Origin of the sequence: Catenuloplanes japonicus (assembly GCF_000717135.1) — a bacterium.
Classification (GTDB): Bacteria; Actinomycetota; Actinomycetes; order Mycobacteriales; family Micromonosporaceae; genus Catenuloplanes; species Catenuloplanes japonicus.
This window is the reverse complement of record NZ_JNXY01000046.1, coordinates 22667-46585: the sequence shown is the minus strand read 5'-3', so window position 1 is coordinate 46585 and position 23919 is coordinate 22667. Positions and strand designations below refer to the sequence as shown.

Genomic DNA, 23919 nt, shown 5'->3' with positions numbered 1-23919 from the left:
GGCCGCGAACGGCGACGAACCGGGCAATGCCGGGTGCTGTTCGTGCAATCCGGACACGTCGGGATGGCCCGGGTGTTCCCGGCCCCGAAGACTCGGCCGGGCAGCGCCGGAGGTCGTCTCCGCGCTCAGCACGCGAGAGGAGTATCGCGATGACCCAGCCGAACACGTCGGGCCAGGGGATGGCGACCGCCATCGAGGGGATGCGCATCGCGTCCCGGGAGTTCTCGGCGAAGTCCTCGGAGATCCAGGCCATGCGCTCCAGCGTCGCGGACGAGATGTCCGCGCTCCGGCCGTACTTCACCGGCGAGGCCGGGAACACGTTCCAGGCGGCGATGGACTCCTGGTCGGGGTCGCTCAAGAACGTCATCGACAAGCTCGACTGGATGCGCCAGGTCATGGACTCCTCGATGCACCAGAACATCAGCACCGCGCAGGAAACCGACCAGGCCGCCGCGCAGTTGCAGGCGTCGCTTCCCGGCTTCTGATCCGCCGGTCAACGAGGGAGAGCACACATGTCCGACTACGGATTCAACTTCAGCGTCGGTAACCAGACGCTCGACCACATGGCGCACGTCAAGCAGCAGATGGACCAGGCGCTCGCCGACCTGCAGAGCCAGGTGGACCCGCACGTCCAGGAGTGGGTCGGCCGGCCGAAGGACGAGTACACGGAGGCCAAGCGCGTCTGGCACCAGTCCGCGGAGGGGATGACGAACGCGCTCAACGCGGCACGAGCCACGCTCGGCGGCATCTCCGAGCAGATCGGCAACACCGAGCAGCGCAACGCCGCGATGTGGCAGAACCGCTGAACCCGCCGCACCAGTGGACGACCGGCCGCCCCGCGCGGCCGGTCCCGGCACCCGGACAGTGAGGGGCGACGATGGCGATCGACTTCACGTACGCGAACAGCAAGGCGGTCGAGTACCTCAAGCCGCTCGACGACTACAGCACCGAGCACGGTCACGAGGCGGGCTGGGCCTGGGAGGTCGTCGAGACGATCCAGGACTCGGACGAGCTGGTCGACGACCAGGACCTCACCGACGAGGAACGCGCGGCCTACGACTACTACACCACGGAGATCACTCCGAAGGAGAAGTGGGACGCGATCGTCGCGGACAACAAGGACAAGATCGACAACTACGAGAAGCCGTCGGACGACAGCGTGGAATTCGAGGAGGAACCCGAGGAGGGCGTTTCCTACTCGTCCGAGCTGAGCGAGGACTTCGAGGCACCGGAGGGCGTTCACGAGTACGCCGGTGGCGACAACAACGCGAACAAGAGCGTCGCGGTCAGCCATGAGGCGATCGAGCACTTCTGCCGCCAGCTGGACGCGATCGCGCCGGAGGGCGGCGGCATCCTGCTCACCGCGCGGACCGCGGTCAACGCGATCGACCTGAAGCCGGGCCGGTTCGCCAAGGCCGAGCTGCTGCGCCGGTCGATCACCGGCACCGACGAGTCGAACCCCGGGCTGCGCGGCGACACCGCGGGCGCGTTGCGGGCCGCGCACGAGGCCCTGTTCGACCTGCGGGTCAGCCTCCGGCAGATGATGACCGACTACGAGACCGCGGACGAGTTCAACAAGATGACCGCCGAGCAGCTCGGCGACGCCATGGAAGACCCGTGGGGCAGCATCAACCGCCTCTCCGAGTACGGCACCGCCAGCTCCGGCGAGGGCAGCACCGACTCCGACTCCGGCGATTCCGGCTCCGGTTCGGACTCGGACTCGGACTCGGGTTCGGGTTCGGGTTCGGACTCGGGTTCGGACTCCGGCTCGTCGGACGACGAGGACTGACACCGCGATGGCCGAGGAATGGACGGACTCCCGCGACGCGAAGGGCACCTATCCGCCCTCGGACGTCGACGTCAAGGACGAGAACGACCTGTCGACGTGGGCCGCCGAGGACCCGCCCGGCTGGCGCAAGATCAAGGCGGCCGTCACCGGCGGCTCCGCGATCGAGAACCAGGACGGCCGTGACTACGCCGCCGGGCTGGTCGATCAGAACACGCTGGTCGACGCCGCGTCCGCGTTCCAGCAGGCCTACGACACGTTCAGCTACCTCGAGCGGACGATCAGGGACGGCGCGGCCGCGATCGCGGGCGAGGGCCGTGCCTGGAAGGGCCCGGCCGCGGACGCGTTCCTGGCCAAGATGGAGAACCTCGCCGACCAGTTCGGCAACCAGGCCGAACGCATCGCGGGCGGCACCGGCATGGCCGACAGCGCGTCCGTGATGAACCAGCTGATGACGAGCGCCCGCTACCTCGGCTGGGCCAAGCAGCAGCTTCAGCACCTCGACTCGGCCTGGGCCGCACTCGCCGCCGCCGACGGTCAGCCGAAGACGGAGAGCGGCAACATCGCGATCAGCAAGAGTAAGTACGCGCGGCCGATGACCAACCAGATGCTCTCCGTCGCGAACACGCTCGCCGGCCAGTACGTGATCACCTACAGCTCCGTCTCCCCGCCCGGCGGTACCGGCGAGCCGTCCATCACCACCCCCGACCCGGCGGGCATCACCACGCCCGCCCCGATCGACTTCACGACCCCCGCCCCGATCGACATCACCACGCCGCCGCCCCTGGACATCACCACACCGCCACCGGCCGACATCACCACGCCCCCGCCGGTCGACGTGACACCCCCGCCGGTCGAGGCACCGCCCGGATCCGAGGTGCCCCCGCCGGTCGACCCGCCCCCGGGCTCGAACGTGCCACCGCCCGGTCCGGACGCGCCGGTCACGCCGCCCGGCGTCGACGGCCCGCCCGGCGTGGACGATCCCGGCGCGGTCACGCCGCCCGGCGTCGACGGCCCGCCCGGCGTGGACGATCCCGGCGCCGTCACGCCGCCCGGCCTGGACGACGCGCCCGGACCCGGTGCCGGCGGTCCGGCTGCCGGCGGCCTCCCCGGCTTCGATGACACCCCACCCCCATCAGCGGGTACGGGTACCGGCCGCAACCGCGCGGCCGAGCCCCCGTCCGTCGGCGCCCTGCCCGACGGCGCATCCGGAGTGCCCGGCGCCGGTGATCCGGGCGGTCTGCCCGGCGGCGTGGGCGACGTCCCGGCCGCACCGGAGGCGGCGAACCTGCCCGCCGTCGACACGGCCGGCGTGAACGCGCCGTCGATCGCAGCCCCGCCCGGTGCCGCCGGTGGTCCGGGCGGCGGGCTGCTGCCGGCACCCGGCAGCGGTGGTCCGTCCTCCGCGCGCAACCCCGACGCCCCCGGCGCCGCGGGCCTGGTCGACGGCGACGCCGCCGACTTCACACCGATCGGCGACGACCTCGGCCTGCCCGGCGTACCGGACGGCCTGTCCCCGGGCTCCGGCCTGCCCACCCCCGCCGTGGGCGACCTGCCCAATGGTGGCTCGATTCCGGGCGTGAGTGATCTGCCGGACGGCAGCGCGATCCCGGGCGTGAGTGACCTGCCTGGTGGCGCCTCCATTCCGGGCGTGAGCGATCTGCCCGGTGGCGCCTCCGTTCCGGGCGTAGGAGATCTGTCTGGTGGGAGCGGCGGGTCCGGCATCGGCGGGGTTCCGGCCGTCGGCGACCTCCCGGGCGGAAGCGGAGCCGGTGGCGGCCTCGGCGCCGGGATCTCCGAGCCGGGCATGGTCAGCCCGCCATCCGGTCTCGGCGCCAGCGAAGGAAGCGGCCTGGGCGGCGGCCTCACTCCGCCCACCGGCGCTGCCACGCCCCCGGGTGCCGGGATGCCGATGATGCCCGGCTCGCCCGCGGGCGGGGCGGGCGGTGCCGGTGGCCCCGGCCTGCCGGAGAGTCCCGACGCGTCCGGCCTGGTCACCGGCGACGACCAGGACTGGACCCCGATCGACGCGGGCGGCCTGGACATCCCGGATGTTCCGGGCGGCACTTCGCGTGGTGGCGCCGGCCTGAACGCGCCGGTCGGAAGCGGAACCGGCCTGAACGCGCCGGTCGAGAGTGGAGCCGGCCTGGACACACCGGTGGTGGGCGGTGCCGGGATCGGTTCCTCGGCCGGTGGTGGTGCCGTCGCGGGCACCCCCGCCGTCACGCCCCCCGGTGCCGGTATGCCGATGATGCCCGGCTCGCCCGCAGGCGGTGCCGGTGGTCCCGGCCTGCCGGAGGCCCCCGACGCGTCCGGCCTGATCACCGGCGACGACCAGGACTGGTCGCCGATCGACACCGGCGGTCAGGACGTCCCGGACACGACGAGTGGCGCGTCTCGCGGAGGCGCCGGTCTCGACGCCCCGGCCGTTGCCGCCGCAGGAAGCCCGATGGCACCGATGCTCCCGGGCACGCCCGGCGGTGGCGCCGGCGGTGCCGGTGACCGTGCGGAGGCACCCGACGCGTCGGCGCTGGTCACCGGCGACGACGAGGACTGGTCCCCGATCGACGCGGGCGACCTGGGCATTCCGGACGCACCTCCCGGTGCGGGGCCCGGCGGTGTGGGCCTGGATCTGCGTGCCACGCCCGGCGTTCCCGCGCCGCCGCCGCTGCCGGCCCCGGTTCCGGAGCGCATGCCGGAGCCGGGCCCGGCAGAGGCATCACCCGCCGCAGGAATGCCGGTGCCCCCGGTGTTGCCCGGCGTGCCCGCGCCCGCCGACGGCCCGCGCGGCTCCGCCGGGCCCGGCCGGCCGGTCACGCCCGGCGGGAACACACCGCCCGGCTCCGGCCCGGTCGACGAAGGACCCGCGCAGGACCCGTGGCCCCGATCCGATTCGTCAGATCCCGCCGCCGAAGGGCCGTGGATGGCCGCGGCCGGTGGGGCGGTGGGGAACGGGTCGCGGGCGGATTCCGTACCCCCGGCGGTGTTGAGAAGTGGGAAGGGTGCGCCGGCGGAGGACGAGCGCGTGCCGGTGGTGCGGCCCGGCGAGGACGATCCGGCCGGCTGGGACGACGGCGCGGAATGGCTGACCGGGCACTCAGGTGTGCGGGGAGGGGAGCGGTAGATGGCGGAACGGGCGGTGTGGCGGCGCGACCGGGACGGTGGCGGGCCGATCGCGGACGACTTCGTGCCCATGTGCGGCGGGCCCGCGCTGACGGTGGCGCAGCGGCTGGCGGAGATCCGGGCCCGGGACCGCGCCTACCGGGAGGAACGGGCACGGGAACAGGCGGAACCGGTGAAGGCCGACCGCTATGCGCTGCGCCAGGACCGGGCGGCGTGGGACGGCGGCGCGACCGACACCGGGGTGCTCGGATGAGCACGGTGACCGTCAAGCGGCCGCCGCGCGCGGACCCGCCGGAGGCGCCGGACGGGCAGGTGGAGTTGCAGGAGCCGCCGCTGATGGCGGAGGAGGCGCCGCTGGACTTCCGGTCGTTCGTGATGATCGTGCCGATGGGGCTGGGCATGGGCGCGATGATGGCCATGTTCGGGCTCTACAACCGCGCGCCGGTCATGTACCTGATGGGCGGCGCGATGGGCGCCGGAATGCTGATCATGGGCGCGGTGCAGATCGGCCGTGCGGCCGCGGACCGCAAGCGGAAGATGTCCGGCGAGCGCCGCGACTTCCTGCGCTACATCGCGCAGCTGCGCGCGCAGGCCCGCGCGGCCGCGGACCGGCAGCGCGCGCACGTGCTGTGGAACAACCCGCAACCGGAATGGCTGTGGTCGCTGGCGATGGGCGGCCGCCTGTGGGAACGGCGGCCGAGCCACGACGACTTCGCACGGGTACGCATCGGGCTGGGCCGCCAGACCGCGATGCTGTCGTTCTCCCCGCCGTCGACGAAGCCGATCGAGGATCTGGAGCCGCTGTCCGCGATCGCGTTGCGCCGGTTCGCGGAGGCGTACCGGTCGGTGTCCGGCATCCCGACGTCGGTGGGCCTGCGCAGTTTCACGAGCGTGGAGTTCGAGGGCGACTCCGCCGGCGCGACCGGGCTGGCCCGCGCGATGGTCGCGCAGCTGGCCACGTTCCACGCGCCGGACGAGCTGCGGATCGCGGTGCTGGCGCCGGAGGTGCACCGGGGCCCGTGGGAGTGGGTCAAGTGGCTGCCGCACAACGCGCACCCGGCCGACGCCGACGACGCCGGCCCGCTGCGCCTGTTCGCGGGTACGCACGACGCGTTGCTGGACCTGCTCGGCCCGGAGGTGACCGACCGCGGCGACCACGACCGGACCGCGCGCCCGTCGGCGTCCGAACCGTTCACGGTGATCGTCGCGCACCTGGCCGCGCTGCCGGACTCGTCCCGGCTGCTCGGCGCGGGCCTGCGCAACGTGGTGCTGCTGGACCTGACCGGCGCGATGCCGGGCGGCCCGAAGGTGCTGCGCCTGACCGTCCGGGACGACGTGGTCGAGTTCCCGTCCGGCGCGTCGACCGGCTCCGCGTCCCGGGACGGCCTGGACGCGGACGCGTGCCTGGCGCTGGCCCGGATCATCGCGCCGAAGCGCACCTCGGGCACGCTGGACGTGGTCGAGGAGCCGCTCGGTGACAGCTTCGAGCTGACCACGCTGCTCGGCATCCGGGACGCGGGAACGTTCGACGTCGCGGCGCTGTGGCGTACCCGGGTGCCGCAGCGGAACCGGCTGTCCGTGCCGATCGGCGTGACCGAGGACGGCGAGGTGATCGAGCTGGACCTGAAGGAGTCGGCGCAGGGCGGGATGGGCCCGCACGGGCTGCTGATCGGCGCGACCGGCTCGGGCAAGTCGGAGCTGCTGCGCACGCTGGTCTGCGGGCTGGCGGCCACGCACTCGTCGGAGATCCTGAACCTGGTGCTGGTCGACTTCAAGGGCGGCGCCACGTTCCTCGGCATGGAGCGGCTGCCGCACACGTCCGCGGTGATCACGAATCTCGCGGACGAGCTGCCGCTGGTCGACCGCATGCAGGACGCGCTGAACGGCGAGATGACGCGCCGTCAGGAGGTGCTGCGCGCCAGCGGATACGCGTCGCTGTTCGACTACGAGAAGGCGCGCGTGTCCGGTGCGGCGCTCACACCGTTCCCGGTGCTGCTGATCGTCGTCGACGAGTTCTCCGAGCTGCTGAGCAGCAAGAGCGAGTTCATGGACCTGTTCGTCTCGATCGGGCGGCTCGGGCGCAGCCTCGGCGTGCACCTGCTGCTCGCCTCGCAGCGCCTGGACGAGGGCCGGATCAACCGGGTCGAGGGCCACCTGTCGTACCGGATGGCGCTGCGGACGTTCTCGTCGATGGAGTCACGCGCGGTGATCGGCGTCGCGAAGGCGTACGAGCTGCCGCCGGAGCCCGGCAACGGTTACCTGAAGGTCGACGCGGGCAACCTGGTCCGGTTCCGGGCCGCGTACGTGTCCGGCCCGTACACCGGTGTCCGCCCGGTCGCCGGTGCGGACGAGCCCGAGGCGCCGCAGTCCGCGGGGATCGTCCCGTTCGGTACCCGGCGGGCCGGTGCGCGCCACGACACGCGCCCGGTGGCGCCCGTGCCCGTCGACGAACCGGAGGAGGAGGCGACCGGCCCGAGCCTGGTCGAGGTGCTGCTGGACCGGCTCGCCGGGTCGGGGCCGCCTGCCCGGCAGGTGTGGCTGCCACCGTTGTCCGCCGCGCCGAGCCTGGACACGCTGCTGCCCGGCGTCGTCCCGGACCCGGAGCGGGGCATGACCGTCGCCGACCCGGCCGCCCGTCGTGGCCTGCGCGTGCCGATCGGGATCGTCGACCGGCCCGCCGACCAGTTGCGCGAGCTGCTCGTCGCGGACCTCGGCGGCGCGGACGGGCACGTCGGCATCGCGGGCGCGCCGCAGAGCGGCCGGTCGACGCTGCTCCGGACGCTGCTGCTCGGCCTGGCGCTCACCCACACGCCGGAGGAGGTGCAGTTCTACGGCCTGGACTTCGGCGGTGGCGGTCTGGCCGCGATCGCCGCGCTGCCGCACGCCGGATCGGTCGCCACCCGGATGGAACGTGACCGGGTGGTCCGCACGATCCAGGAGGTACGCCAGGTGATGGAGCGCCGCGAGGCGGTGTTCGCCGAGCGCGGCCTGGACTCGATGACGTCCTATCTGGACGCGCGCGACCGCGGCGAGATCACCGACCGGCACGGGCACGTGTTCCTGGTCATCGACGGCTGGTACACGATGAAGCAGGACTTCGCCGACCTCGACGGCGCGTTCCAGGAGCTCGCGTCGCGCGGCCTGTCGTTCGGCGTGCACGTGATCGTCACCGCGACCCGCTGGTCCGAGATGCGGACCTGGCTGCGCGACCTGATGGGCACGAAGCTGGAGCTGCGTCTCGGCGACGCGATGGAGTCCGACATCGGCTCGCGCAAGGCCGCGACCGTCCCGCACCAGCCCGGTCGCGGCCTGACCGCCGCCGGCCTGCACTTCCTCGGCGGGCTGCCGCGGATGGACGGCGGCTCCGGGACCGCGGACCTGGCGGAGGCGACCAGGGCGGTCGTCGAGGAGATCGGCACGTTCTGGACCGGCCCGCCCGCGCCACCGGTGCGCATGCTGCCGGCCCGGCTGCCCGCCGACGAGCTGCCGGACCCGGAGGAGGCGTTCCGGGTGGCGCTCGGCCGCGACGAGCAGCGGCTGGCCACGGTCTGGCACGACTTCATGGCCACGCCGCACCTGCTGGTCTTCGGTGACGCGGAGACCGGCAAGACGAACCTGCTGCGCCTGGTGCTGCGTGCGATCGCCCGGCGGTACCCGCCCGACCGGGCGAAGGTCGTCATCGGCGACGCACGCCGCGACCTGGACACCGCGATCGGCGCCGCCTACCAGGTCGGGTCCGCGTTCACCGGCGACCGGCTGTTCGAGCTGGCCGGGCAGGCGCAGGGCTCGATGAACAAGCGCGTGCCCGGACCGGACGTGTCGTCCGAGCGGATGCGCCGCCGCGACTGGTGGGACGGGCCGGAGCTGTTCGTGGTCGTCGACGACTACGACCTGCTCACCCGCGGATCCGGGCTCGGCTCCACGCTCGAACCGCTGCTGCCGCTGCTGGCCCAGGGCGTACCGGTCGGCATGCACCTGATCGTCGCGCGCAGCACGTCCGGTGCGGTCCGCGCGATGACCGACCCGGTCGTGCGCCGCATGTGGGAGCTCGGCACGCCCGGCGTGCTGCTGTCCTACCCGAAGGAGGAGGGCCGCTTCCTCGGCGAGGCCGTGCCGCGCCGTCTCCCGCCCGGCCGCGCGCAACTGGTCACCCGCCGCGGCGTCAGCCTCATCCAGACCGGACACGTGACGACGAGAGAGAACCCCCGGTGAGCATCGCCCGCATCACGGTCGTCGGCCCGGTCCGCCGCGCCGACCTGGCCGTCCCGGTCACCACCACGGTCGCGGCCATGCTGCCGTCCCTGCTGGACAAGACCTCGGACGGTACGCACGGCGACCGTGCCTGGGTGCTGCAACGGCTCGGTGAGAAGCCGTTCGCGCTGTCCGGCACGCCGGAGAGCCTCGACTGGCTGGAGGGCGAGGAACTGCATCTGCGCCCGGCCGAGAACCCGCTGCCCGAGCTGGACTTCGACGATATCGCGGACGGCGTCGCCACGATCGTCAACCGCCGCGACGACCGCTGGCAGCCCGAGTACCGCCGCACGCTGTTCCTGGTGCTGTCCGCGATCACGCTCGGCGCGCTCGCCCACCTGGTGTCCACCGTGGACGTCACGGCGGTCCGGGCCGGGATCTCCGGCGGGCTCGCGACTGTGCTGCTCGGCGCCGCGCTGATCTGCGGGAGACGACAGCCGGACACCGCGTTCGCACTGCTCTGCGGTGCCGGGGCGGCGGGCTTCGGCGCGCTGGCCGCGGGCGGGATCGCCCCCGCCGCCGGTGCCGTGACCGCGGTCGCCGCGATCCTGCTGCTCGGACAGCGGACGGTCACACCGCACATCCGGCCCGCACCGGTGCTCACCGCCGGGCTCACGGCCGTGGCCGTGCTGATCGTGGCCGGGCTGCGCGCCGCGACCGGACTCGGCCTGCCCGGCACCGCCGCGGTCGTGGCCGCGCTGCTGTTCCTGCTGGTCGTGCAGGCACCCCGGCTGGCCGTGAAACTGTCCCGGCTGCGCGGGCCGCAACTGCCGAAGTCCGGCGCGGAGATGACCTTCGACATCGCGCCCGAGGACGCGGCCCTGGTCGCCGGCCGGACCGCGGACGCGGACACGTACCTGACCGTGGCCATGCTGACCACCGCGCTGCTGCTGCCGGTTCTCCTCCATCACACGCTGGCCGCGCCGGGGTGGGCGGGCGTGACGTTCGTGTCGCTGCTCACCGGGGCAGTCCTGCTGCGCGTACGGGCGTTCGGCGGTCTCTGGCAGCGGATCGGCCTGGTCACCGCCGGTACGGTCGGCACCCTGATGGTCGTCGCACAACTCTCCGGCAGCTGGCGGTACCCGCTGATCGCCGCCCTCGCCGTGCTCGTGATCCCGCTGGTCATGGCCGCAGCCCGCCCCTGGCCGCGCCGCATGCTCCCGTTCTGGGAGTACACCGCGCGCTTCCTCGACGTCGCCACCGGCGTCGCGGTCCTGCCCGTGCTCGGCCAGCTCGTCGGCGTGTACGCCTGGGCCCGCGGCCTGGCCGGATAGGCGGGCCGCGTGCAGACCCAGCGCGACCACGTCCACGCGCACACGTTCATGATGGGCCGGATCGGCTCCGCTCTGGTGGAGGGCGACCCGACCGGTGCCGAGCTGCCCGGCCGCCGCGCCCAGACCGGCCTGCTGGTCGGCGTCGTCCTCGCCCTGCTGGTCACCGCGGGGTTCGGCGTCTACGGCTGGCTCGTGCCCGGTGGCAGCCGTGCCTGGGCCACGCCCGGCGCGATCCTGGTGGAGAAGGAGACCGGCACCCGCTACGTCTACCTCGACGGCGTGCTGCACCCCACCGCGAACCTGACGTCCGCGATGCTCATCCAGGGCGGCCGGAACACGGTGAAGCTCATCTCCGCCGCGTCGCTGGCCGGTCTCCCGCGGGGGCCGCAGGTCGGCATCCCGGACGCGCCGCAGACCGTGCCGGATCCGGACCGGTTGCGCGCCGGGCCGTGGCTGGCCTGCCTCGCCGGCTCGGTGACGGACGAGGCCGGCGACCGGCTCGGCGTCGTGCTCGACCCGCGCGCGCCCGCGACGCCGGTCGCGCCGGGCACGTTCGCGCTCGCCCGCGACGGCGACCGGGTCTACCTGCTGACCGGCGGGCGTAAGCACCGCGTCGACGACCCGGCTGTGCTGGTCGCGCTCGGTGCCGCCACCGTCCGGCCGGTACCCGCGCCCGCGGTCTGGCTCGGCTGGCTGCCGGACGGCGTCGCGCTCGCCCCGGCCGCGCTCCCCGGCGCGGGCTCGGCCGGGCCCCGGGTCGCCGGGCGGTCCTACCCGGTGGGAACGCTGTTCCGGCAGGCGGACCAGATCTTCGTGCTCCGCGCGGACGGGCTGGCCGCGCTCAGCGCCACCGAGTTCCTGCTGCTGACCGCGACGACCGGGAAACCGGTCGAGGTGGACGCGGCCGCGATCGTCGCCGCCGACCGGTCCGCGGACCGCACGCTGATGGACCGGCTGCCGGACCTGACCGGCCTGCGCCCGGCCGACGCGCCCGGCACCGTGCTCTGCCTGCGCCAGCGCCCGGCCGGTGACGGCGTACTCGCCCAGGAGGTCGTGGTCACGCCGCGCGGGACGCCCGGCGCGACCGGCGGCGTGCACGCCGAACCAGGCACCGGCATGAGCGTGTACGCCGCGCCGGTGATCGGCCACGATCCGCGCGAACCCTGGTACGTCGACGACACCGGCACCGCCTATCCGCTGGCCGGCACCGACGCCGTGCCCGCGCTCGGGCTCGACCGGGCCGTCGCGGTCCCGTTCCCGCGCGGCCTGCTGGCGTTGCTGCCGCACGGGCCCGCGCTCAGTCCGTCCGCCGCGAGGGGATGACATGGCACCACCCATCCGTGATCTGTTTCGTGCCGGCCGGCCGTTACCCGACGGCTTGGCCCGGCACATCGTCGGCAACGCGCTCGTCCTGCACGCCAGCGACACGATCAGCCCGGAGGCGCAGTCGCTCGCGCTGTCCGTGGCCGAGGACGCCGACAACGACATCGTCGTGCTCGACCTCGGTGACGGCCCGCCGATCGGCTCCTGGGAGGCGATGGCCGCGGCCCTGCCCCGGCGCCGTCGCGGCATCCGGCTCGTCGCGTGCGGGGAGCACCGGGCCTCGGCCGCGCTCGCCGGGCAGTGGCTGTCCGAACGGCTCGGCCGGACCGTGATCGCACCGGACGGCGACCTGGTCCGCGGCGCTGCCGGGGCGTTGTTCGTGCACGCCCGGCCCGGCAGCGGGTGGGTCCGGTTCCGGCCCGGACGGCCGCCCGCGTGGGACGCCAAGCGCTACCCGGCACCGGTGTGGGACTCGGCCGTCGTCGACCCGCGACCGGCCAGCGCGCTCACCGAGATCGAACCGCTGCCCGGCGGCGTCTGGATCCACGACGTGCGCCACCCGGACGCGGTCGATCGGCACCGGCGCCGCCTCATCGCGGACGTGCCGGTCCACCCGGACACGATGACGGTGCTGCTCGGCTGTCCCGGCACCGCACCGCTGCCGCTCGACGACGTGGTCCGTTTCTGGCGCGCGCTACCGGACGCGGCCCGCGCCACCGTCCGGTTCGTCCAGTACGGCGACGTGCGCCTGCCCGAGCACGAGGCGTTCGGGCAGGCGCTCGCCGACCTGCTCGGCACGGACGTCACCTGCTATACCGGGGTCCCGGTCGGCGCGCCGCAGCGCTTCTCCGTCCGCACGGTCCGCACCGACGGCACGCTCGGCTGGCCGACCTACGCCACCGCACTGACCTATGCGCCGCGCGCCCACCCGCAGTCCGTGGCGCGGCGGCCCGCGGTCGCCGGGCACCGGCCGCCCCTGCCCCAGGCCGAGGAGATCACACCCCGCGTCTACTGGTACGCGCCGGACGCCGTGATCGAGGTCGTCCAGGCCGGACTCTGGATGCGCCCCGCGGACGAGCCACCCCACGCGGACCAGGTACGCGCGGTCCCGCTCGACCCGGACGGCGGCACGCTGATCTTCGAGGACGGCCGTGCGCCGGCAACCGCCCGCCTGCGCGAACTCGCCGAGGACCTCGCCGCCCGCGTCGAACCGGACGTGACCGCGGCGCTCTATCCGGCGTCCGTGCTGGCCCCGGGCCGCAGGCCGCCCGGACGCGCGAGCGCCACGATCTCGTTCTCCCGCGCGGACGCGGGCCTGACCGGCGGTCCCGCGCACCCACCGGCACCGGTCGGCGTCGCCCGCGTCCCGGCCGCACCGACCGCCGACCTGGCCCCGCCGGTCGAGGGCACGCCGGTCGACGGGACGGCGGCTCCGTCCTCGCCGGTCACCGGCGGTCCGGTGACGGCCGCACTCGCGTCCGTGTCCCCATCGGCCGCCGGAGCTCCACCGGGGGTCCCGCGGGCCGCCGGGGCCGGGAGCACCGGGTCCGTGAGCGCTGGGTCCGGGACCGCCGGGCGCGACGCCTCGCAGGTTCCCGAGCGTGCGGCCTCGCCGGTCGGCGCGCCGACGCCCGGACCGTCACCCGCCGGGCCGCCTCCGGTGTCCGGAACCTCCGGCGTGGACCGGTTCTGGCTGGCCGGTGCGCCGGGCAGCACGCTGCTGCCGCCTCCCGCGTTGCCGCCTGCCGCACTACCGCCGCCTGCCGCGACGCCGCCTCCGCCGCCGACCGCGCAGGCCTCGCCGGTCGGTGGCGTGCCGTCCATCGAGATCGCGCCGCCGTCCGCGTTCGCCGTCCCGGTGGATCACGTGCCGATCGCCGCGTCGCTGACCGGGGGAGACGCGCCGGCCCCGGTCTCCCCGCCGGACGCGGCTGACGTGGTGCCCACGGACCGGGCGGCACCGGCCGATCCCGGTTCACCCGCGGGAATCGGCTCGCCCACCGGGGACGGGGGCGTGCCGGAAGGCGTCGCGGGCGGGGTGCGGGTGCAGCCGGTGCCCGAGGCGAAGGCGTCGGCGCTGCTGCCGGACCGGGCGCTCGACGAGGAGCGCGACTGGCTGCGCCGCACGCTGAGCGGCGACTTCGGCACGATGGCCAGCTCCGTGGCCCGGCTCGTGTCCGAACACCCGGGCATGCAGGGTACGGGCGGGGCGCGTACCGACGACGTGCTGGCCGACGCGGTCGCGGTCCGCCTCTATCTGACCGGCCGCGGCGAGGCGGTCGACGCGGGGCTGCGGTCCGCGCGCAACGGACCGCACGTGCCGTTCGCGCGGTGCGCGGTCGCGGGGCTGCACCGGCTCCCGTCGTACCGGGGGGCCACGATCGTCCGGTCCACGCCGGACGCCGCACGCTGGGCGCTCTACCGGGACCGGAAGCTGGTCACCGAGTGGGGCTTCCTGCACGCGCTGACCGCGCCGAGCGTCGGCCAGGACGGCGACACGGACGTGCTGATCTGGGCCATGACGGCGCGCCGGACCGCGCTGCTGGAACCGGACGGCCCGGACCACGCCGACGACCGCGTGCTGTTCCTGCCCGGCACCAACTTCAAGATCCTGGAGCTGTCCGAGCCGTCCGGCGACGCGCGCGGCCTGATCCTGATGCGCGAGATAGGCGCGACCGAGATCGACGGCGACGGCCGGGTGGACCGCAACCGGATCTCGCTGGACGAGCTGGCGGTCACGTCCATGCGCCGCAGCCTGGACCGCTGGTCGGCGTCGCCCGCCAAGGCACGGCTGACCGGGGCGTCCGCCGCCCGGTTCGGCCGGCTGCCGGGCCTGACCGAGGAGGAACGATGAACCGGCAGATCCTGACGGTCGGGGGCGGCCGTCCCGGCGCGTACCCGACGATCGGTGCGGCGCTGGCCCGCGCGGAACCGGGCGCGACGATCGAGGTCCATCCCGGCCGGTACGCGGAGCGCCTGGTCGTCGGCGGCCGGATCACGATCGGCGCGGCCGGGGACGGCCCGGTCGAGGTGCACGCGGACTCCGGCAGTGTGCTCGTCGTGCACGGCGACGGCGCCCAGCTGCGCGGCATCACGCTGACCGGCGCGGATCCGAAGCTCGCGGCCGTGGACGTCTACTCCGGTGAGGCCGCGCTCGACGGCTGCGTGATCTCCGGCGCGTCCTGGGTGTCGCTGCTGGCCCGGATCGACGGCACGGTGGCGCTGCGCGGCTGCCGGATCGAGGCGCCCGCCGGTGCCGGGGTCGTGGTCACCTCGCCCGGCGCCAGCACGATCGAGGACACGGTCATCGAGCGGGTGGCCACGACCGGCGTGGTCGCGGGCGAGCGCGGCACGCTGACGCTGCGCCGATGCGCGGTCCGGGACTCGGGCGCGAACAGCATCAGCGCTAACGGCGACGCGCGCCTGACCGTCGACGACTGCGAGATCTCCGGCGCGGGTAAACCGGCGGTGGTGGTCGACGAGCGCGCCACGGCCCGGATCGACCGGCTGACGGTCACCGGCAGCGCGAACGTCGACCTGTTCCTGCGCGGCGCGATCGACGCGGTCGTCACCGGCTCCCGGTTCTCCGGCGCACCGGTCCAGGCCGTGCACGTGGCGGGCGGCGCGGCACCGCGGTTCACCGGGTGTGAGTTCGCGGCCGGGCACACGGCCGCGCACGTCACCGGCGCGGCCCGTCCGGTGTTCACCGACTGCGTGTTCCACGACGCGCGGCACGGGCTGGCGGTCGAGGGGGCCGGCGAGGTCCGCGTCGAGGGCGGCACGATCAGGGGTACGACGGAGACCGCGATGCTGCTCGGCGGCGGCGCGTCCGTGACCGTGGAGCGGCTGCGCGCGGACGGTGCGGGCCTGCGGATCTCCGGCGGCGCGTCGCTGGACGCGACCGGGCTGCGGGTGCGCGCGGACGGCGTACCCTCGCTGTCTGTCGACGATCGGGCTCGGGCCACGCTGCGGGACTCGCGGGTCGGCGCGGTCCGCTGCGACACCGGCGCGACGCTGGCCATGCACGCCTGCACGGTCCGCGGCGCGGACGTGACGGTCGGCGCGGCCGTGCTGACCGTGGACGACTGTGAGATCGTCGGCGCGCCCGGCGACGCGCTGACCGTGGCCGCCGGCGGCGAGCTCACGGCTTCCCGGCTGCGGGTCCGGGACGCGCGCGGCACCGGCGTGGTGCTGCGCGCGGGCGCCCGGGGCACGCTGACCGACTGCGAGATCCTCGGCTGCGGCGGGGGTGTCGAGGCCGACCCCGCGTCCCGGTCGGTGGTGACCCGGTGCGTGGTGGAGGACGGCGTACCCCCGGTCGATCCTGATTCTGATCCTGTGGCGCCGGAGGCGGCGGACGGCGAGGCCGACGGGCCGTTGCGCGAACTCAATTCGCTGATCGGGCTGAGCGGCGTGAAACACGAGGTCACCGCGCTGATCAACCTGATCAAGATGTCGCAGGCGCGGCAGCGGATGGGCCTGCCGATGCCACCGATGAGCCGCCACCTCGTCTTCGCCGGGCCGCCCGGAACCGGTAAGACCACGGTCGCCAGGCTGTACGGCGCGGTACTCAAGGAGCTCGGCATCCTGTCGCAGGGGCACATGATCGAGGTGGCGCGCGCGGACCTGGTCGGCCAGTACATCGGTTCCACCGCGATCAAGACGACCGAGCTGGTCACGAAGGCGCTCGGCGGTGTGCTGTTCATCGACGAGGCCTACACGCTGTCGGCCGGTTCGGGCGGCTCCGGGCCGGATTTCGGGCAGGAGGCGATCGACGCGCTCATGAAGATCATGGAGGATCACCGGGACGAGTTCGTGGTGATCGTCGCCGGTTACTCGGAGTTGATGGAACGGTTCCTGGAGTCCAATCCGGGCCTGGCGTCCCGGTTCACGCGGACGGTCGAGTTCCCGAACTACTCGGTGGACGAGCTGGTCACCATCACGTCGAACCTGGCGTCGAAGCACTACTACGAGCTGACCGACGACGCGGTCGGGGCGCTGGGCACGTACTTCTCCCGGGTGCCGCGCAACGCCACGTTCGGTAACGGGCGGGTGGCCCGGAAGCTGTTCGAGGCCATGATCAACAACCAGGCGTCCCGGCTGGCCGCCGCGCCACCGGCCCGCGACACCGACCTCAACCGCCTCACCGCCGAGGACCTCGCCCCGGAGCTCGCGCAGCTGGAGGAGCTGCCCGTCGGACGCGACGACCCGCCGGACACGGCCCTCGACCCGGCCCGTGCGCTGACCGCCAGTCGCACCTGGCGCCGGGTGACGGAGCTGGTCGGTGCGGCCGACGCCAAGGACGCGTTCCAGGCCACGGTGCTGCGGCTGTGCGCGCTCCGGGCACGCCGCCGCACGTACGGGCGGCACGGGAACGTGCTGCTCACCGGCGCGACCGGCTCCGGACGGTCCGAGCTGGCCAGGCTCTACGCGGCCGCGCTGTCCGAGCTGGACCTGATCCCGGTCGGGCAGGTCGTGCGCGTCTCCACGGCCGGCGGGCTCGCACCGCGCTGGCCCGGCCAGGCGTGGAGCCTCGTCGACGCGGCCATGCGCGACGCGGCCGGGGGAGTGCTGATCGTCGACCACCCGGGCGGCGAGCCGGAGGTCCTGGAGGCGCTGGCCGAGCGCGTGCGGGCCGATCCGGGTGATCCGATCGTGGTGCTGATCGGCGCACCCGATCCCGTCCCCGCCGACGTGTTCGGATCACAGTGGACGATCGCGGAACCCGACGCAGGCGAACTCGCCGAGATCACGCTGCGCCACCTGATCCGCAGCGGACACGAGATCCCCGACGACGTCCGCGCCGCGCTGACCGTCCTCGCCGCGCGGCTGCCCGACCGCACGGTCCGCGGCGCCCACGCGTTGTCCGCCTCGCTGACCCGCCGCGCCGCCTCCCGCACGCTCACGCTCGCCGACCTGAACGGCACGCCCGCCGCCGGCGGACTGGCGGCCGTCGGATGAGCGATTCCGAGGACCAGCCGCCGTCCGTGGCGGACCTGCTGGCGGCCGGGCAGGCACTGGAGGAACGCATGCGCGCGGCCCAGCGCCACCTGGACCGTGCCACGGTCACCGGCCGCTCCGCCGACGGCGCCGTCGTGGTGCTGGCCTCCGGCGGTGGCGAGCTGCGCTCGGTCCGGATCGACCCGTCCGCGATCACGGACGTGGCCGCTCTGGAGACCGCCGTCGCCGAGGCGGTCCGCGCCGCCGCGGCGGCCGCGGGCCGGATGGCCTCCGAGTGGATGGGCGAGGTGACGATCCACCTGTACTGAGGCGCGGCCCGACGGGGAACAGCGCCGCCGTCGTCCGCGCGGCCGACGAGAATCAGGTCCCTGGCGGGGTGGAGCGCCGGCGTGCTCCCGTGACCGTCACGTCCGGGATCCGCGCTTCGGAAGAACGGCATCGGCGGGTACGGAGAGGCAGCTCACCGAACCCCTGGCCGCGCCCGCACGTCCTATACCCGTGCTGAACGTCTCCGTCCTCGGCCCGGTCCGGGCGTGGCTCGCCGGCCGGGAACTGCCCCTCGGCGCGACCCGCCAGCGCACCCTGTTCGCGACGCTGGCCGCCGCCCGCGGACGCCCCGTCTCCCGCGAGCGCCTGATCACGGCCGTCTGGGGCACCCGTCCGCCCGCGACCGCTGCCGGAAGCGTGCACACCTACGTCTCCGGCCTGCGTGGCGCGCTCGCCCCGCACGGACGCGAGCTGCTGCGGACCGCCGACACCGGGTACGCACTGGCCGTCGACGACCTGGACAGCGCACGCTTCACGGCCGCGCACGCGGCAGCGCTCACCCTCCGTGGCATCGACCCGGCCGGGGCGGCGGCGGATCTCGGTGCCGCGCTCGCGCTGTGGCACGGCGAACCGTACGCCGGGCTGCCCGGTGACCACCTCGCGCTGGAACGCACCCGGCTGCTCACCGCCCGTCTCGCCGCGCGCGAACTGCGCGCCCGCCTGCTCCTCGACGCGGGCGACGACGGCCTGATCGCCGAGCTCGGCACGCTGATCCACCATCACCCGCTGCACGAGCCATTCCATGAGCTGCGAGTACGCGCCCTCCTGCGCGCCGGCCGTCGAGCCGAGGCGGCGGACGCGTTCGAGGCGGCCCGGGAGACGCTCGCCTCCGAGTTGGGTGTCGCGCCCGGCCCCGCCCTGCGCGCGCTGGAGCCGTCCGTCGTGGCGCATCCCGGTGACCGTCTGCGGTGCGGGACGGTACGGGCCGCGGCATCACTGGGTGAGCGGTTCGACGCCGCGGAGCTGGCAGCGGTGACCGGGCGGAGCGCGGCCGACCTGGCCGGGGAGCTGGAGGAAGCGCTGGAGTCGGGCACGCTGGTCGCGTCCGGCAGCACGCTGACGTTCCGGGACGCCGCGGTGCGCCGGTCGATCGCGGCGGCCGTGCCGCACGCCGACCGGCTCCGGTACGCGCGTGCGCTGATCCGGGCCGGCGCGGCGCCGGAGCTGGTGGCCGCACAGGTTCGCGGCGTTCCGGAGCCGGACGCGTTCCTGACCGGATGGCTGGCCGCCGAGCACGCCGCGCTGGTCCGGCGGGTGCCGTCGCCGGCCGCGGCCCTGTTCCGGGCCGCGCTGCGCGCTCCGCACCCGGACGCCGGGCAGCGCAGGACGTTGTCGGCGGCACTGGTCCGCGCCGAGTTCCGGGCCGGACGGAACCCGACCGCCGCGACGGCCGCCGTGCTGGAGACCGTCACGGACCCGGCGGCCCGCGGCGAGATGTGGTCGCTGCTGGCCGAGATGCGCTTCCGCAGCGGTGACCACGCGGGCGCGATCGCGCTGGTGGAGTCGTCATGGAGGGACCCGTCCGTGCCCCCGTTCTGGCGTGCCCGGCACCGCGCCCAGCTCGACACGTTCCGCCGCGGAGACCTGCGTGCCCTGGTCGAGGCCGCCTCGGCCGAGGTCGTCGGCCACCCGGTGACGGAGACGGGCGTGGTGCGGGACGGCCGGGTGGAGGACCGGGTGGCGCAGCTGCGGACGCGGTGGATGGTCGAGACGGTGCGAGGGCGGCATCGGGCGGCGCTGGTCTGCGTGGACGCGGCGCTCAGGATGGTCCGGGAGCGGACGGACACGTACCCCCTGGCGGTCGATCTCTTTGATCTTCGAGTGGTGACGCTGATCGGCCTCGGTGAGCTGGACGCCGCGGAACGGACCGTCCGGGACGCCGCGCGATTCGGATTCCGGCGACGCCTGCCGGTGAACCGGGTGTCGGCGGCCGTCCTCGGCTACCGGAGCGGCCGGTGGGACGACGCCGCCGCGGAGCTGAGCGCGGCCGACGACGCCGCGATCTCCGCGATGTTCCTCGGCCGGCGCGAGCCCGGCGCGGTGGAGGTGCTGGTCCGCGGCCTGACCGGGCTGATCACGGTCCGCCGGGAGGACCGCGACCCGGGCCCGGCATGGTGGGACACCGGTGGACAGGTGACGGCGGAAGAGCGGGAGAACAGCGTGTTCCTGCTGCTGGCGCGCGCCCACCTGGCGGAACGCGCGGGCGACGCCGGTGCGGCGGCGGAGATTCTGGCGCCGTTGCTGGAGCTCGGCCACTCGTCGCCCGCACCGGTCCGGCCGTGGCTGCCACACCTGGTCCGGCTCGCGGGCGACACCGGCCGGGCGGAGCTCGCGGCCCGCGCCGCCCACGACGCGGGACCGCACGGCCATGGCCTGATCACCGGCGATCCGCGCCCGCTGCTGGCGGTCGCGGCCGGTCATCGCCGTTCCGGACTGCTGCCGGAGGAAGCCGCCACCCGTGAGGACGCAGCGGTACTGCTGGCCGCGGCCGACGACCGCGCCGGCGCGGCCCGCGAGGCCGACACGGCCCGTGAGATCTACCTTCGCCTCGGCGCGGCCTGGGACCTGCGACGCCTGGAACGCCGGATGTCTGCCTCCGCGCGGTGAGGCTCACGGCTGTCGCATCCGCCGGCGCGTACCTACGACGGCCGCACGGTACGTGGCCGAGCGTAGGCACTCTCGCTGCGGCAGAGGGTGGGACGCCGCGTGCCCTGTCGGGCACCACCGCTTCCTGATGCGGCCGCGCGGCCGGCACACCCCTGCCGCAACCGGCGCACCAGCGGCGAGACTCCCGGCGTGAACAGCACATATCGCGTGCCGGCGCGAGTTGCACCCGAGGCGGGCCCGGCCGGTGTGAACAGCACGCACCACGTGTCCGCGCCGGCGGCTGGATCACGTGGCGTGGGCGGGGCGCTTCTTGTGCTGGTGGCGGCCATGCTGGGCGTGGGCGGATGTGCGCCTGCCGCCGCGCAGCAGGTCGAGACCGTTCCGGTGCGGATCATGCCGTTGGGGGCGTCGATCACCTGGGGGCACGGATCGAGCAGCGACGACGGCTATCGGCGGATTCTGCGGGAACGGCTGTCGGAGGCCGGGGTCGCGGTCGACCTGGTCGGGTCGCAGCGGTCGGGGAGCATGACGGATGCCGAGCATGAGGGACATCCGGGATATCGGATCGATCAGGTGGCCGGCGGCGTGAGCCAGTGGCTGGCTGATGCCCGCCCGGATGTGGTGCTGATCAACGTGGGCACGAACGACACGATTCAGAACCGGGATCTCGCGGACGCCCCGGACCGGCTACGACGGCTGATAGACAGCATCGTCGCCGTCCGGCCCGGTGCGCTCGTGGTGTTCTCCTCCCTCGTACCCTCCGGTGATCTCGAATGTGAGAAGCGGGTCCGGGCGTTCAACGCGGCGCTTCCGTCGATCGCGCAGGCACAGCGCGAGGCCGGGCACCGAGTGGTGCTGGTCGACCTGCATGGTGCGCTGACCGTCACGGACATCGGCCCGGATCGCATCCATCCGACGGACGCCGGCTACCGGCGCATCGCCGACGCCTGGTTCGCCGCTCTGCAACCCCAGCTGGCACCCTGACCGCGACTGCGACGCCGGTCCGCTGGTCCGCCACGGTGAGGACGCCGCGGACTCGGTGTGGTGAGCCCCCGGGTCCGCGGCGTGCGGATCAGTTGCCGGCGGGCGCCTCGGCGGCACTCTTTCCGTCCGGTGTGGCCCGGTCGTCCCGCGGCGCCGGACCGGCGGCGGCGCGCTCGGGGTTCGGACGGCGGCGCAGGCCCGGGTGCAGCACGGCCGGCGGCAGGTAGGCCTGGTCGAGACGGGTCACGTCGGTGCCCGGCGGCACGATCTCGTCGATGCGGTCGAGGATGTCGTCGGACAGCGTGACGTCGACGCCGGAGAGCAGGTCGTCCAGGTGTGCCATGGTCCGTGGGCCGAGCAGGGCGCTGGTGACGCCGGGGTGGGTGATGGTGAAGGCCATCGCGAGATGGGTCAGCGGGAGCCCGGCGTCGGCCGCCAGCGGTATGAGCCGCTCGACGACGTCGATGCGGCGCTCGTCGCTCAGGTGCTTGGAGAATCGCGCGCGCCGGAGGTCGTTCGGCGCGCCCTTGCGGACGCGGCCGGTGAGCATGCCCTGCCCGAGCGGGCCCCAGACGATGGCGGTCATGCCGTGGCGCTGCGCGGCGGGCAGTACCTCGTTCTCGATGCCGCGGTTGAGGATCGAGTAGGGAGGCTGCTCGGTGTGGAAGCGTTCCAGGCCGCGACGCTCGGCCACCCATCGGGCCTCGACGATGTCGGAGGCGGGCATGGTGGATGTGCCGATCGCCCGGACCTTGCCGCTGCGGACCAGATCGGTGAGCGCGGAGAGGGTCTCCTCGATGTCGGTGTCCGGGTCCGGGCGGTGAATCTGGTAGAGGTCGATGTGATCGGTACGTAGCCGGCGCAGCGAGCCGTCGACCGCCTTCATGATCCACCGTCGTGACGCGCCTCGGTGGCTGATGTCCTCGTCCACCGGCCGGCCCACCTTGGTGGCGAGCACGACGCCGTCCCGTCGTCCCTGCAGGGCGCGGCCGACGATCTCCTCGGAGTCGGCGTACGCGTCGGCGGTGTCGATGAGGTTGATGCCCGCGTCGAGGGCCCGATGGATGATGCGTTCGGACTCCTCCGGGGGGTTGCCCATGGAGGTGGCGAACATCATCGCTCCGAGGGCGTACGGGCTGACCTTGATGCCGGTCCGGCCCAGGGTGCGGTACTGCATGGTGGTCTCCTTGCGATATGGTCACCGTAAGCGGAAAAGCTTTCCGGAACTATACGGAAAGGCTTTCCGCTTTTGCAAGGAGGCGACCCGCGCCGCGCCGTCGAGCCGTCGCGCGACGCGGCCAAGACCGCTTCCCCTGATCCCGACCCCGGAACGAAGGCAGCAGCCATGACAATCAACGACATCCGCGGCTTCGGCGCGCGGAGCACGGCGGACGAGGTGCTGGCCGGCGTGGATCTCACCGGCCGGACGGCGGTCGTCACCGGTGCCGCCTCGGGGATCGGTGCGGAGACGGCCCGCGCGCTGGCCGGCGCGGGTGCTTCGGTCACCCTGGCCGTGCGCGACGTGGGCGCGGGAGAACGGGTCGCCGCCGGCATCCGGGCGTCCACCGGCAACGATCGGGTCACGGTCGAGGCGTTCGCCTCGCACCGACGGGGTCCGCTGGACATCCTGATCAACAACGCCGCGGTGATGAACGCGCCGGAGGCGTACACGGTCGCCGGCTGGGAGCTGCATTTCGCGGTCAACCACCTGGGCCACTTCGCGCTGGCGCTGGCGCTGAGGCCGGCTCTGGCCGCGAGCGGGGCGGCCCGGATCGTCTCGGTCGCCTCCGCCGCCAACGGTGGCTCGCCGGTCGTGTTCGACGACCTGTTCTTCACTCACCGGCCCTACGACGCCGCTCTGGCCTACGCACAGTCGAAGACCGCCAACGTGCTCTTCGCGGTGGAGGCCACCCGCCGCTGGTCGCAGGAGGGAATCACCGCCGACGCGGTCATGCCCGGCGGCATCTGGACCGGGCTGCAGAGGCACTGGGACCCGGCCGTGCTGGCGGCCGAGAAGGAGCGCGCGGTCGGCGTCGTCAAGACCGTGGAACAGGGCGCGGCGACCTCCGTCCTGGTCGCCACCGCTCCCGAGCTGGCCGGCTCGGGCGGCCGCTATTTCGAGGACTGTCACGAGGCGGAGATCGTCCCCGAGGTGGTGGACGGCCTGCACGGCGTCCGCGACTGGGCGCTCGATCCGGAGGCCGCACGACGACTGTGGGACGTCTCCACCGCGCTCACCGACGCCGAGCGGCGTCGACCGGGCCGGTGACACCGTGCGGCCTG

General features: G+C 74.3%; 14 protein-coding genes and 2 pseudogenes. 15 read left to right on the top strand and 1 reads right to left on the bottom strand.

All coding sequences use genetic code 11. The features are described from left to right. Positions 1 to 149 precede the first annotated feature (149 nt). The 14 genes and pseudogenes from OP04_RS55150 to OP04_RS45040 all read left to right on the top strand — a co-directional run bounded on the left by OP04_RS55150 (position 150) and on the right by OP04_RS45040 (position 21636). Complete coding sequence (locus tag OP04_RS55150; protein WP_033346213.1) at positions 150 to 485, top strand: WXG100 family type VII secretion target; 336 nt, start codon at positions 150 to 152, stop codon at positions 483 to 485. A 27-nt stretch (positions 486 to 512) separates the two neighbouring features. Further along, positions 513 to 806, top strand: coding sequence for a WXG100 family type VII secretion target (locus OP04_RS45095; protein WP_033346212.1), 294 nt, complete (start codon positions 513 to 515; stop codon positions 804 to 806). Positions 807 to 877: 71 nt separating this feature from the next. Beyond that, positions 878 to 1789 carry a hypothetical protein gene (locus tag OP04_RS45090; protein WP_033346211.1) on the top strand — a complete coding sequence of 304 codons (912 nt, stop codon included), beginning with the start codon at positions 878 to 880 and terminating at the stop codon, positions 1787 to 1789. Between the two features lie 7 nt (positions 1790 to 1796). Beyond that, positions 1797 to 4910: a hypothetical protein gene (locus OP04_RS45085; RefSeq protein WP_033346210.1), complete on the top strand. Its 3114-nt coding sequence runs from the start codon at positions 1797 to 1799 to the stop codon at positions 4908 to 4910. Continuing rightward, on the top strand, positions 4911 to 5162 hold the full coding sequence (locus OP04_RS45080) for a hypothetical protein (RefSeq protein ID WP_033346209.1): 252 nt from the start codon (positions 4911 to 4913) through the stop codon (positions 5160 to 5162). Next, positions 5159 to 7241, top strand: a pseudogene (eccCa, locus tag OP04_RS56935) (type VII secretion protein EccCa); the annotation flags it as partial. The gene OP04_RS45080 and the pseudogene eccCa, both read left to right, overlap by 4 nt. A gap of 74 nt (positions 7242 to 7315) precedes the next feature. Next, positions 7316 to 9121: pseudogene (eccCb, locus tag OP04_RS56930) on the top strand (type VII secretion protein EccCb); the annotation flags it as partial. Further along, a complete protein-coding gene (gene eccD / locus OP04_RS45070; protein ID WP_033346207.1) occupies positions 9118 to 10434 on the top strand; it encodes a type VII secretion integral membrane protein EccD in 1317 nt (438 codons plus the stop codon). The pseudogene eccCb and the gene eccD, both read left to right, overlap by 4 nt. 9 nt (positions 10435 to 10443) lie before the next feature. Next, entirely contained in the window at positions 10444 to 11757 is a 1314-nt protein-coding gene (gene eccB, locus OP04_RS45065) for a type VII secretion protein EccB (RefSeq protein ID WP_033346206.1), read from the top strand. A 1-nt stretch (position 11758) separates the two neighbouring features. Continuing rightward, positions 11759 to 14611, top strand: a complete 2853-nt coding sequence (locus OP04_RS45060) for a hypothetical protein (RefSeq protein ID WP_033346205.1) — start codon at positions 11759 to 11761, stop codon at positions 14609 to 14611. Continuing rightward, positions 14608 to 17718 carry a right-handed parallel beta-helix repeat-containing protein gene (locus OP04_RS45055; RefSeq protein WP_033346204.1) on the top strand — a complete coding sequence of 1037 codons (3111 nt, stop codon included), beginning with the start codon at positions 14608 to 14610 and terminating at the stop codon, positions 17716 to 17718. The genes OP04_RS45060 and OP04_RS45055 overlap by 4 nt, the downstream gene beginning before the upstream one ends. Then, positions 17715 to 18026, top strand: coding sequence for a YbaB/EbfC family nucleoid-associated protein (locus tag OP04_RS45050; RefSeq protein ID WP_051800036.1), 312 nt, complete (start codon positions 17715 to 17717; stop codon positions 18024 to 18026). The genes OP04_RS45055 and OP04_RS45050 overlap by 4 nt, the downstream gene beginning before the upstream one ends. Before the next feature lie 190 nt (positions 18027 to 18216). Then, on the top strand, positions 18217 to 20652 hold the full coding sequence (locus tag OP04_RS45045; protein ID WP_033346203.1) for a BTAD domain-containing putative transcriptional regulator: 2436 nt from the start codon (positions 18217 to 18219) through the stop codon (positions 20650 to 20652). A 189-nt stretch (positions 20653 to 20841) separates the two neighbouring features. Next, on the top strand, positions 20842 to 21636 hold the full coding sequence (locus OP04_RS45040) for an SGNH/GDSL hydrolase family protein (RefSeq protein ID WP_157241205.1): 795 nt from the start codon (positions 20842 to 20844) through the stop codon (positions 21634 to 21636). Positions 21637 to 21724: 88 nt separating this feature from the next. Here OP04_RS45040 and OP04_RS45035 read toward each other — a convergent pair whose 3' ends face one another. After that, complete coding sequence (locus OP04_RS45035; protein ID WP_085067289.1) at positions 21725 to 22813, bottom strand: aldo/keto reductase; 1089 nt, start codon at positions 22811 to 22813, stop codon at positions 21725 to 21727. 168 nt (positions 22814 to 22981) lie between these two features. Here OP04_RS45035 and OP04_RS45030 point away from each other — a divergent pair, with 168 nt between their 5' ends. Continuing rightward, positions 22982 to 23905: an SDR family NAD(P)-dependent oxidoreductase gene (locus OP04_RS45030; RefSeq protein WP_033346202.1), complete on the top strand. Its 924-nt coding sequence runs from the start codon at positions 22982 to 22984 to the stop codon at positions 23903 to 23905. Positions 23906 to 23919 lie beyond the last annotated feature (14 nt).

What these genes read in the sequence shown, in the direction of transcription:
- OP04_RS45035 (WP_085067289.1), bottom strand. Translation starts at nt 22,813, where the DNA reads ATGCAGTACCGCACCCTGGGCCGGACCGGCATCAAGGTCAGCCCGTAC.
- OP04_RS45055 (WP_033346204.1), top strand. Translation starts at nt 14,608, where the DNA reads ATGAACCGGCAGATCCTGACGGTCGGGGGCGGCCGTCCCGGCGCGTAC.
- OP04_RS55150 (WP_033346213.1), top strand. Translation starts at nt 150, where the DNA reads ATGACCCAGCCGAACACGTCGGGCCAGGGGATGGCGACCGCCATCGAG.
- OP04_RS45085 (WP_033346210.1), top strand. Translation starts at nt 1,797, where the DNA reads ATGGCCGAGGAATGGACGGACTCCCGCGACGCGAAGGGCACCTATCCG.
- OP04_RS45090 (WP_033346211.1), top strand. Translation starts at nt 878, where the DNA reads ATGGCGATCGACTTCACGTACGCGAACAGCAAGGCGGTCGAGTACCTC.
- OP04_RS45095 (WP_033346212.1), top strand. Translation starts at nt 513, where the DNA reads ATGTCCGACTACGGATTCAACTTCAGCGTCGGTAACCAGACGCTCGAC.
- OP04_RS45060 (WP_033346205.1), top strand. Translation starts at nt 11,759, where the DNA reads ATGGCACCACCCATCCGTGATCTGTTTCGTGCCGGCCGGCCGTTACCC.
- OP04_RS45080 (WP_033346209.1), top strand. Translation starts at nt 4,911, where the DNA reads ATGGCGGAACGGGCGGTGTGGCGGCGCGACCGGGACGGTGGCGGGCCG.
- OP04_RS45050 (WP_051800036.1), top strand. Translation starts at nt 17,715, where the DNA reads ATGAGCGATTCCGAGGACCAGCCGCCGTCCGTGGCGGACCTGCTGGCG.
- OP04_RS45030 (WP_033346202.1), top strand. Translation starts at nt 22,982, where the DNA reads ATGACAATCAACGACATCCGCGGCTTCGGCGCGCGGAGCACGGCGGAC.